Consider the following 9,825-nt stretch of genomic DNA (forward strand, 5'->3'; position numbering starts at 1 on the left):
GACCCGAATTCATCTACCACCGCGAGAACGAAATCGTTCGCTGCGCCTGGCATGGGTGGGAGTTCGACATCCAGACGGGTGCGGCCCTGGTCAACCCGTCCGTTCGCGCGCGGACGTTCCCAGTCACCGTCGAGGCCGGGAGCATTTACGTGACGGCCTGATCGGAGCGGCGCGCGCCTTGGCGACCGGTTGGGCGCCGTTACCCGAAGCAGCCGTCTTATGCGCCCGGCTTTTGGCATGCTGCTGCTGGCGCCGATCGCATCGGCATCCGCTGCAATAGGCCGCTGACGGATCGGCGCCGGTTTCTTCGCGACAAACCGCTGGGCTATGGCGAAGACGCATTTGCGGCTTGGCAGGTCAACATGTGGCGTTAGAAATGGGAAGCTGGTGCCGACCGGCGATACGGCATGCGTCCCTTCTATGACGCCTCCGCCGGCCACACCCCAACCAAGGAGCATTCCATGACCTGGAGCGGCGTGTTTCCAGCAGTGACGACCAAGATGCAGGCTTCCGGCGCAGTCGACCTGAAAGCCACGCAAGCCAGCATCGAGCGGCTTGTTCAGAACGGCGTGTCAGGCGTGATCGTCCTGCCCATGCTTGGCGAGAATGCCACGCTGACACAGGCCGAGCGCGATGCCGTGGTTTCAGCGGCCAGGGAAGTCGTGGCGGGACGGGTGCCGCTGCTCTCCGGTCTTGCGGAATTATCCACCGACGACGCGGCCGCGGCGGCTCGCAACTACCAGAAGCTTGGAGCCGAGGGGCTGATGACCTTCCCCAGTCTCGCCTATCGCACCGACCGCCATGAGACGGTGGCATGGTACAAGACCGTGGCCGAGGCCAGCGACCTGCCGGTGATGATCTACAACAATCCGCTCGCCTACAAGGTCGACGTCGACGTCGAGACGCTGAAGGCGCTGGTCGATGTTTCCGGCATCGTCGCCATCAAGGAAGAGACCGGCGATATCCGCAGGGTAACCGACCTGTTCAACGCCTTCGGCGACCGTTTCGACATCTTTTGCGGCGTCGACGATCTTATCCTTGAAAGCCTGACGCTCGGTGTTGTCGGCTGGGTGTCGGGCATGACCAATGCATGGCCGGCCGAGTGCGTATCGCTGTTCAACGCCGCCCGCGGCGGCGATTATGCGGCAGCGCTTCCGCTCTACCGGCTGATGACGCCGGCATTTCATCTCGATACGGACGTCAAGCTGGTGCAGTACATCAAATTCGCCGAGCATCTGGTGTACAGCGCTCCGGAACACGTTCGAAAGCCGCGCCTGCCGATCGGCGGCGAGGAACGGTCGAAAGTGGAAGCGGTCATCAGGAAGACGATTTCCGATCTCGCAGCGCTGAAACGTGTTTGAGAAACGAAGGTGACGGCGCTGCGGACCGCTGAGCAGTCGGCCGTGGTCAACTGCCGGTTCGCACCCGTACCTTTTCGGCGAAGGCCTCCACCTCGCCTTGACGAGGTTGCTTGCCGGTGTGCGTGAACAGGTAGGCCGGCGTCAGAGACAGACGGTTGCTCACCGGCTCGACGATCTCGAGCGAGTAATAACCGATCTGCGTGAAGTACAGCACGCGCGCCCGCACGAAGGCTTCGGTGTCTGCGTAACTGTGCCGCAAAAACATCGCCCGGATGGCATCGACCCGCGCATCGTCTTCCTCGTTCACGATACGATGGACCTTGGCGGAGTGGCGCGACCAGGCACGCACCGCGAAATCCAAGCGCGGATTGAACAGCCTCTCATCCAGCCAGCACTCGAAGACATTGAGCACGGCCTCAGTTATCGACGCGGCGGGCCGGCCGGCCTGCTCGAGGATGAAACGGGTGTTGTTGTTGCGCCAATAGTCGAGAAGCTGATCGAGCAGGTCCTGACGGCTCTTGAAATACCAGTAGAAACTGGAACGGGAGACGTTCAGCTTCTGCCCGAGCGCGAGGACGCGCACCGCCTCCACGCCTTCGGAGATCAACGTCTCCAGCGCGAGCTTCATCCAGTCTTCGCGCGTCACCTTGGTGTTGCCGATCAGACCGGACCGTCGCACGACTGCCTCTGCACTGGAATCGGAAAGCATGTCGGGCCGGCCAGGTTTGAATGCCGGCTAGATAGACCTGAAACCGCCCCGCTACAATACTTGCACCTGTTCGAGCCACTCCCAAAGATACGGGGCAAGGCCCCGGTCGACGTGCACACGCGCCCGATCGGGGTTGCCGAACCGGTAGAAGAGAACGCCGGCGCCGGCAAAAAGGATCGAAGCCGAGGGACTTGCCTGCCTCGGATCGAGCGCCGTGCCCCTGGCGACCAGACCGGCCAATCCCGGCCCTTTCATCTCGAATACATGCAGCCCGGCATCCATGACCGTGACCGCGAAACCGGCCGCGTGCCAGCCGGCCTCGACGGGCAATGGCCGTTCGCTTACGGCGAGAATGCGATCGCGCGCGATGCGCACCATGTATTTGTCGCCATTGGCAACCGCGCCGGCACCGACGCCTTCCCCCGCGAGACCCGAAGCCTGCGCCCAAGCCGTCAGGTCGCCGCTGACCAGAAGCTGCTTCAGCCCGTCCAATGTGCGCACGCTAATCCCGTCCGTGTTCAGGACCGCGGTGGTCCAGTCGGGCGCTGGGGGCCATTTTTCGGCAAGGTTACGCATGCAGGCGGCTCCCTTCCGGATCGAAGGCGCAGGGCGCGACGATGGTGGCCTGGCGCAGGACGCCGAGGTGCTGAACGTCGATCGTTTGGCCATGCCGTGCGGCACCCCGTTCGATGAGCGCCAGGGCGACGGGGCGGCCCAGGGTCGGGCTTTGATAGCTGGAGGTGACGAAGCCGATGCTCCGGAGCCGGTCGCCGCTTTTCTCCACACCATGCGCGCCGGTCGCCAGCGGCGCCTCGCCTTCGCCGACAGCCAGGCCGACAAGCTGATTGCGATCGGTTCGGCTCGCCGCTTCGGTGAAAAGCGAGCGCCGGCCGACGAACTCACCTGTACGCTTGGTCCGCGGTCCCGCGACGCCGAGGTCGTGCGGCATGACGTTGCCGTCGGTGTCCTTGCCGATGACGATGAAGCCCTTCTCGGCGCGCAGGATCATCAGGGATTCAAGCCCGAGCAGCACGGCGTCGAACGCGCGGCCTTCCTGCTGCATTCTTGCCCAGAGCGCCTCGGCCCGGTCGGCGCGGATGGAGATCTCGTAACTTCGGTCGCCGGTGAAGGAGACCCGGGCAATGCGCACCTCGTCGCCGGCAAAGCGGCCGGCGGTAACCGCCATGTGCGGCAGGCTGGCGTCGTCCAGCGCAGCACCAAGATCGAGCGCCTCTATCAGCCCGCGCGCTTTCGGACCCGAAATGGTCAAGGTGGCGTATTGCGCGGTGGCGTTGTGGATATAGACCGCATCGCGGCCGAAACGATCCTGCCGCCATTCTTCGAGACGTGCGTGGACAGCGGCGACATGCGACGACGAGCAGGAGACGATGAAGCGGTGCTCGTCGAGACGAACCAGGACGCCGTCATCGAAGACGACGCCATTTTCCGACAGCATGAAACCGTAGCGGCAATGGCCGGGTTTGAGGGTCGACATGGTGTTGTAATAGATGAAGTCGACGAATTCGGCCGCGCGTGGACCGATCACCTCGATCTTGCCGAGCGTCGAGCCGTCGAAGAGCGCAACGGACTGCCGGGCGCGCCGCGCATCCTCCTGGATCGTGGCTCCGGCTTCGCCGCTTCCGTAATAGGCCGGCCTCAGCCAGCCGCCATATTCCTGGAACACTCCGCCTGCTGCGCGATGGTTTGCCTCCAGCGGTAGGCGACGGACCGGGGCGTGCATGCTGCCCCGACGCGCTCCCGCCAGGCTGGCGAACGGCACAGGCGTGAAAGGCGGCCGGTAGGTGGTGATGCCGACATCCGAGATGGCGCGGCCGGTAGCCGCGGCCAGCAGCGCCAGACCGTTCAGGTTCGACGTCTTGCCCTGGTCGGTCGCCATGCCAAGGGTCGTATAGCGCTTCAGGTGCTCGACGGAGACAAAATTCTCCCGCGCCGCCAGTTCGACGTCCTTGGCGGTGACGTCGCTCTGGTAGTCGATCCAGACGCGGCCCTTGGCTTTGGGCTTCGGCCACAGGCTGACGACGCCAAGCGTTCTTTCCTCGCCAGTGCTGCGAGGTGCCGGCGGCGCCGAGCCGAACCCGCCGAGGGCCGCCAGGCCGCTGGCCAAGGTCTCGGAAAGCGAGACCGTGCCGGCGACGGCGCCGGCTACGCCGATCCCCTCGATCGCTTCTGCGGGAATGAAAGCCGACAGTTGATCGCTCCAGGCGAGCTTGCCTTTTGCCTGCGAGAACAGATGCACGGTGGGTGTCCAGCCGCCCGAGACGAGCAGGCAATCGGCCGCAAGGGCGGTACCGTCGTCGAGCAGAACACTCTGAACGGCGTTGCGGCCGCGCGCCGCTGCAATGGCGCGTCCGGCGAGGGCCCGAATACCGCTCTTCGCCTGTACGCCACCCTCACGCCGGCAATCAACCACCGTCACCGAAGCGCCGGCCGCAGCCAGCGCCGAGGCCGGCTCGTAGGCGCTGTCATTGTTGGTTGCGACCACGATCTGCCGGCCGACAAGGACGCCATGCCTGCGCAGGTAGCTCAACGCCGCGTCAGCGGAGAGTATGCCCGGAAGGTCGTTGTTGGCGAACGGGACCGGCCGCTCGATCGCGCCCGTCGCCAGCACGATGCGGCGCGGGCGCACGCGCCACAGCGTGTCGGGTCGGCCGTCGCGGTGAAGCTGGTTGAGCGCGACCAGATTGTGATCATATAGGCCGAAGGCGGTCGTATCGCTGAGCACGAGATGCCCACTGCTCTTCAGCCGGGCCACCGTGGCATCGACCCATGCCGCACCCTTGGCACCGTCGACTTCGCCTGCACGGTGGCGCAGCGACCCGCCGGGATGCGTCCGGTCGTCGACCAGGACGACCGAGTGCCCGGCTGCCGCCGCGCCGGCAGCCGCGGCGAGGCCGGCCGGTCCGGCGCCGACCACCAGGACGTCGCAATGGTGGTTGATCTGGTCCGAGACGTGACGCGGCTTCCAATTGCGGTCGACGACGCCGAGCCCGGCCATGGCGCGGATGCGCGGCTCGAACAGGTGCCAGTCCGGCCACATGAAGGTCTTGTAGTAGAATGCGGCGGGCAGGAAACGGGCAAGGCGGTCCAGCACCGCGTTGCGGTCGGCCAGCGCCGTCGGCGACGCGTTGACGCTCTTGACCGTGAGGCCGTCCCGCGCCGGCACGGTCGTTGCCCGCGCATTCGGCGCGCGGCCGCCGGCGCTTTCGACATCGACCAGCGCGTTGGGCTCCTCCACGCCGGATCCCCAGATGCCACGCGGCCGATGATATTTGAAGCTGCGGCCGACGATCGCCCGGCCGCTCGCCAGCAAGGCAGACGCGATCGTGTCGCCGGCAAAGCCGTCGACGCGCGTGCCGTCGAAAGTGAAGCTCAGCGGGCGGGCCCGATCGATGTCGCAGCCGCCATTGGCAAGACGCGAAGCGCTCATGCGCCATGCTCCGCGTCGCCGAGCACGGAGGAACCCGACACCTTGTGATTGACGCTGTCGCGGCTCATCGCAAAGCACTCGCCGCAGGTCAGGTGCATCCAGATCTCGCGAGTCGGCCCCTTCGGGTTGTTGCGCATATGGAGATAGCCGGCCCAGCGCTCGGCCGTCACGTCCCCGCCGTCGGGCCGCAAATTGCCGGCCTCGCCGCCATAGTGAAACTCGCTTTCTTCGCGCGGCCCGCAGAACGGACAGGGAAAGAGCTGCATCTTTTCTACACCTTCAATGGGCAATGCCGGAGCCGGCAGCCTCGTCGATCAGCCGGCCGCGGGCGAAGCGGTCGAGATCGAAAGGCCGGCTGATGTCGTGGTGCCTGCCGGTGGCAAGCAAATGGGCAAGCAGCGTGCCGCCGGCGGGAATCGCCTTGAAGCCGCCCGTGCCCCAGCCGCAATTGAGGAAAAGCCCGGGCAGTGGCGATTCGCCGATGATGGGCGAGGAATCGGGGACGACGTCGACGATGCCTGCCCATTGCCGCATCATCTTCAGCTGGCCGAAGATCGGGAACATTTCGAGCATGCCTGCGATCACGCCTTCCAGCACCGGCAAGTTGCCGCGCTGGCCATAGGACGGGATGCGGTCGAGCGCGCCGCCGATCACCAGTTCGCCCTTGTCCGATTGGCTGACATAGACGCCCGTATCCGGCGAGATCACCACCGTGTCGATGATCGGCTTGACCGGCTCGGACACGCAGGCCTGCAGTGCATAGGAATTGACCGGCAGCCGGAATCCCGCCTTCGCCGCCAGCACCGAGGAGTGGCCGGCCACCGCCATCCCCGTACGCTCGGCCCGGATTGCGCCGCGCGACGTGACGACCCCACGGCAGCGCCCGTTCTCAATGATAAAGTCGCTGATCTCGCAGTTCTGAATGATGTCGACGCCGAGACGGCTGGCGGCGCGCGCATAGCCCCAGGCGACAGCGTCATGACGGGCCGTGCCGCCGCTCGGCTGCCAGGTGCCGCCATAGACGGGGTAGCGGGCATCCGGGCCGAAATTGTAGATCGGCACCACCCGGCGGACGTCCTCGACCGAGAACAATTCGCAATCGATGCCGTTGACCTGGATGGCGTTGACGGACCGGGCAGCGGTTTCCATTCCCGCTTCGCTATGCGCGAGGGTGAGAATGCCGCGCGCGGAAAACATCACATTGTAGTTCAGATCCTTCGATAGCCTCTTGTAGAGACTATGCGCCAATCCGTAGATCGCCGCGCTTTCAGGGTAGAAGTAATTTGAGCGGACGACGGTTGTGTTGCGGCCGGTGTTGCCGCCGCCGATCCAGCCTTTCTCGAGCACCGCCACATTGGTGACGCCGTGGTTCTTTGCGAGATAGTAAGCCGTGGCGAGGCCGTGGCCGCCACCGCCGACGATGACGGCGTCGTAACGCGGTTTGGGCTCCGGCGAGCGCCAGGCCTTCTCCCAGCCCGTCTGGCCGGCGACGCCTTCCTTGAATAGCGAAAGCGCTGAATAGTGCCTTGTCATGCGCTCAGGCCCGCATCACGTGAGCGATAGTGCAACGGGCCAAGAAACCTTGAGACGCCATATCGGCGGCGCAGTACCGAACCGGCGCAATCAACTCGCCCCGTCCTCGAAAGTCCATAACCCATCCCGTTCTGCCGCGGTTCGACAAAGTCGTCCACCTTCGCGCGGGGCGAACTTAGCTTGAATGGACACCTGTGTCCATTGAGGAATCGAGGCTGCGCCTCGCAGGGAGCGCGGCAACCGGCCATCTAAGCCAAGTGAAATGCATTTGCGCGTGTCAGGCGCATGGCGGATTTCATTTGCTTGGTGATCCTCCTCCCATGGGGCAAACTCCCGCCGGGCTGTCAGGAGGAGAAATGAGAGAACGCGCAGCGACGGTCGGAGATCTCGAGGATGTTTTCCGCGGCCTGTCCAAGCGAATGTCGGACGAGTACCTGGCGGCCGGCAAGGACAGCAAGGCCGCCTACGACAATCTGATGATGAACCTGAAGGAAGGCCGGGCCCATGCGCTGGTCGAGGGCGCGCAGGCCGTCGCCTTTATCGCCTGGCATGAGCATGGCGACGCGGCCGACACGCTGTTTGCCGCGCAGGAGGACTTCTTCAGAGCGGCAACCGTTCGCTTCTGCAGGCGTCACATCCGCCACATCCAGGCGCTCGCCGGCAACCTGCCCGTGCACTCGCGCAGCTGGCTCGATGGACCGGACGTCGCAAAATGGTTTCGGCTCATCGGCTATGTCGAGCGGGGACAGGAGAATGGCGCCACCCTGTTCGAACTGCCGCCGGCGCCCAATGGGTGACACGGGTTATTGGCGCAGCGGCTTGCACCGCGCAGCAATTGGCGGGATGGTGTGGAAGGCAGCCGGGGGCGCTGGCAGGCCGGAGATGCATGGCTGCTGGAAATCAAAATGGTGCGAGCTTGTTTGGCCCTTGTCGCCCTTGTTGCCCTTGCGAGGCCAACAGAAGCAGGCGAGCGAGCGGCTCCTCTCTTCGACCGCTCCGATCTGGCGTCCGCGTATTCGGGTGAGTCCGACCTCGTAACCGCATATACGACCGGGATGGCCCGGTACCGTCTTCAGCTCATGGCGCGTACCGGCACCGCCAATCTCGCCGCCCCTCTCGAACCTTTGGCCCTGCGGCCGGAATTTCGCCAGCGGACATGGCGCTCGGCCGATGGCAGCCTGCTGCAGGGCTTCGCCGGCAAAGGCGGCTTCCGGCTGACTGTCGGCAACTGCCTTGCCCGCCTCTGCGCGGCCAGCGAATGCAGCGAGGCCGGCTGGCCGGTCTATGCCTGCAGCGACGGCCATAAGCGCAAGATGTCGGTGAAGAGCTTCGTGACGGCAACCTTCGACGGCGTCCCTTACCGGCGGTTGAGCGCTCCGCCGGAACCGTGATTTGATTGCGGTCGACGACGCTGCCGGTTCAGCAAAGTCAGGTACTCGTCACCACCCGAAACGCTGGCTGCACCGCTTCTCGTCACCGGAGCAGCCACATCAGCACGGGACCGCCAGCGAGCGTGGCGACCAGGCCGGCCGGGATCTGGCGCGGGATCAAGGTGCGGCCGATCTGCGAGCGAAAGGCAATGCGAGAAGTGCAAGCACGGCGGCCAGGTTGCGCCGGCGTTGCCCGGCATGGCATCTGTCGGCCGATGACACGCAAGCCCCTACGACAGCTTCCCGAATTCCCGCGACGACCGATCGCTGGAAAAGTCAGCCTCAACCGAGCGCTGTCGAAGCTAGGATTCTGCTCGCGCAAGCAGGCCGAACTGATGATCGCCGAAGGACGCGTGCGCGTTGCCGGCAAGGTGGCGCGCGATCCGTCGCTGCGCGTCGATCCGGATCGCGACCGCATCGCAGTCGATGGCGCACAGGTCGCCGCGGAACGAAAAGTGTATCTTATGCTCAACAAGCCGCGCGGGCTGGTCACCACGCGCGACGACCCCGACGGGCGCGGCACGGTCTATGACTGCCTTGCTGATCTTGACCTGCCCTTCGTGTCGCCGGTCGGCCGTCTCGACAAAGCGAGCGAAGGTCTGCTGTTGATGACCAACGACACGCGCTGGGCGAACGGCTTGCTCGATCCTGCCTCGCATGTCGCCAAGACCTATCATGTGCAGATTGCTTCCGCGCCCGACGAGAAGATGCTCGAGCGGTTCCGCCAAGGCGCTGTCGTCGACGGGGAATTGCTGACGGCGAGCTCGATCGCGCTCTTGCGCAGCGGCGGGCGCACGGCCTGGCTGGAGATCGTGCTCGACGAAGGCCGCAACCGCCAGATCCGCCGCATGCTCGGCGCCTTCGACATCGAGGTGCTCAGGCTGGTGCGGGTGGCGATCGGGAGGCTGCAGTTGGGTGATCTCGCGAAGGGCAAGGCGCGGCATTTAACGGCCGTGGAGCTGGCGATGCTTGCCGCTTAACAGGGGCCGGAACTACTTTTGGTTCCAGCGGCGGATGACCGGTTCGGTCAGGTCGTGCTCGTAGCCGAGGATGCTGAGACTCGCGGTATCGAGGACGAAATGTTCGCCGCCTTCCGGCGGCAGGCTGATCCAGCGCGCCGCAAGCACGCGCAGGAAATGCGAGCTCGAGAAGATGAGCACATTGCCGGCCGCCGTCCGGATTTCGGCCACGATCGCATCGGCCCTTGCGCCGACATCGGCTGCCGTCTCGCCGCCCGGACAGCCGTCGCGAAACAACTGCCAGCCGGGACGTCCGGCAAGGATTTCCTTCGTCGTCACGCCTTCATAGGCGCCATAATCCCATTCCTGCCTGTCGGCCTTCTTG

At 65.1% G+C, this 9,825-nt stretch carries 11 protein-coding genes; 5 read left to right on the top strand and 6 right to left on the bottom strand.

Going from position 1 to position 9,825, the window contains the following annotated elements; genetic code table 11:
* Window positions 1-32 precede the first annotated feature (32 nt).
* Window positions 33-161 carry a Rieske 2Fe-2S domain-containing protein gene (locus EOA75_RS22055; protein WP_245466702.1) on the top strand — a complete coding sequence of 43 codons (129 nt, stop codon included), beginning with the start codon at window positions 33-35 and terminating at the stop codon, window positions 159-161.
* A 300-nt stretch (window positions 162-461) separates the two neighbouring features.
* A complete protein-coding gene (locus EOA75_RS22060; RefSeq protein ID WP_127325151.1) occupies window positions 462-1,361 on the top strand; it encodes a dihydrodipicolinate synthase family protein in 900 nt (299 codons plus the stop codon).
* A gap of 46 nt (window positions 1,362-1,407) precedes the next feature.
* On the opposite strand, the gene EOA75_RS22065 is transcribed toward EOA75_RS22060, so the two are convergent.
* The 5 genes from EOA75_RS22065 to EOA75_RS22085 are packed head-to-tail and all read right to left on the bottom strand — an operon-like array spanning window position 1,408 to window position 7,051.
* Window positions 1,408-2,070 carry a TetR/AcrR family transcriptional regulator gene (locus tag EOA75_RS22065; protein ID WP_067322852.1) on the bottom strand — a complete coding sequence of 221 codons (663 nt, stop codon included), beginning with the start codon at window positions 2,068-2,070 and terminating at the stop codon, window positions 1,408-1,410.
* Window positions 2,071-2,121: 51 nt separating this feature from the next.
* The gene (locus tag EOA75_RS22070; protein WP_127325148.1) at window positions 2,122-2,646 is read right to left on the bottom strand and encodes a hypothetical protein; all 525 of its coding nucleotides are present in this window, start codon (window positions 2,644-2,646) and stop codon (window positions 2,122-2,124) included.
* Window positions 2,639-5,518, bottom strand: coding sequence for a sarcosine oxidase subunit alpha family protein (locus EOA75_RS22075; protein WP_127325149.1), 2,880 nt, complete (start codon window positions 5,516-5,518; stop codon window positions 2,639-2,641). Before EOA75_RS22075 ends, EOA75_RS22070 begins: the two co-directional genes overlap by 8 nt.
* Entirely contained in the window at window positions 5,515-5,784 is a 270-nt protein-coding gene (locus tag EOA75_RS22080; protein ID WP_067322843.1) for a sarcosine oxidase subunit delta, read from the bottom strand. Before EOA75_RS22080 ends, EOA75_RS22075 begins: the two co-directional genes overlap by 4 nt.
* 13 nt (window positions 5,785-5,797) lie before the next feature.
* Entirely contained in the window at window positions 5,798-7,051 is a 1,254-nt protein-coding gene (locus EOA75_RS22085) for a sarcosine oxidase subunit beta family protein (RefSeq protein WP_127213806.1), read from the bottom strand.
* Between the two features lie 356 nt (window positions 7,052-7,407).
* On the opposite strand from EOA75_RS22085, the gene EOA75_RS22090 reads away from it, so the two are divergent.
* The 3 genes from EOA75_RS22090 (at window position 7,408) to EOA75_RS22100 (ending at window position 9,461) form a co-directional block, all read left to right on the top strand.
* On the top strand, window positions 7,408-7,848 hold the full coding sequence (locus EOA75_RS22090; RefSeq protein ID WP_127325150.1) for a hypothetical protein: 441 nt from the start codon (window positions 7,408-7,410) through the stop codon (window positions 7,846-7,848).
* A 9-nt stretch (window positions 7,849-7,857) separates the two neighbouring features.
* Window positions 7,858-8,442, top strand: coding sequence for a hypothetical protein (locus EOA75_RS22095; RefSeq protein ID WP_245307477.1), 585 nt, complete (start codon window positions 7,858-7,860; stop codon window positions 8,440-8,442).
* A gap of 254 nt (window positions 8,443-8,696) precedes the next feature.
* Window positions 8,697-9,461, top strand: a complete 765-nt coding sequence (locus tag EOA75_RS22100; protein WP_095799402.1) for a pseudouridine synthase — start codon at window positions 8,697-8,699, stop codon at window positions 9,459-9,461.
* 12 nt (window positions 9,462-9,473) lie between these two features.
* Here EOA75_RS22100 and EOA75_RS22105 read toward each other — a convergent pair.
* On the bottom strand, window positions 9,474-9,825 hold a 352-nt coding region (locus EOA75_RS22105), incomplete at its 5' end, for a histidine phosphatase family protein (RefSeq protein ID WP_206517028.1).

The sequence above is a fragment of the Mesorhizobium sp. M1A.F.Ca.IN.022.07.1.1 genome (assembly GCF_003997575.1).
Taxonomy (GTDB): domain Bacteria; phylum Pseudomonadota; class Alphaproteobacteria; order Rhizobiales; family Rhizobiaceae; genus Mesorhizobium.

Excerpts from the sequence above, each read along its gene's own strand:
- EOA75_RS22060 (WP_127325151.1), top strand. The coding sequence starts at position 462 with ATGACCTGGAGCGGCGTGTTTCCAGCAGTGACGACCAAGATGCAGGCT.
- EOA75_RS22065 (WP_067322852.1), bottom strand. The coding sequence starts at position 2,070 with ATGCTTTCCGATTCCAGTGCAGAGGCAGTCGTGCGACGGTCCGGTCTG.
- EOA75_RS22070 (WP_127325148.1), bottom strand. The coding sequence starts at position 2,646 with ATGCGTAACCTTGCCGAAAAATGGCCCCCAGCGCCCGACTGGACCACC.
- EOA75_RS22075 (WP_127325149.1), bottom strand. The coding sequence starts at position 5,518 with ATGAGCGCTTCGCGTCTTGCCAATGGCGGCTGCGACATCGATCGGGCC.
- EOA75_RS22080 (WP_067322843.1), bottom strand. The coding sequence starts at position 5,784 with ATGCAGCTCTTTCCCTGTCCGTTCTGCGGGCCGCGCGAAGAAAGCGAG.
- EOA75_RS22085 (WP_127213806.1), bottom strand. The coding sequence starts at position 7,051 with ATGACAAGGCACTATTCAGCGCTTTCGCTATTCAAGGAAGGCGTCGCC.
- EOA75_RS22090 (WP_127325150.1), top strand. The coding sequence starts at position 7,408 with ATGAGAGAACGCGCAGCGACGGTCGGAGATCTCGAGGATGTTTTCCGC.
- EOA75_RS22100 (WP_095799402.1), top strand. The coding sequence starts at position 8,697 with ATGACACGCAAGCCCCTACGACAGCTTCCCGAATTCCCGCGACGACCG.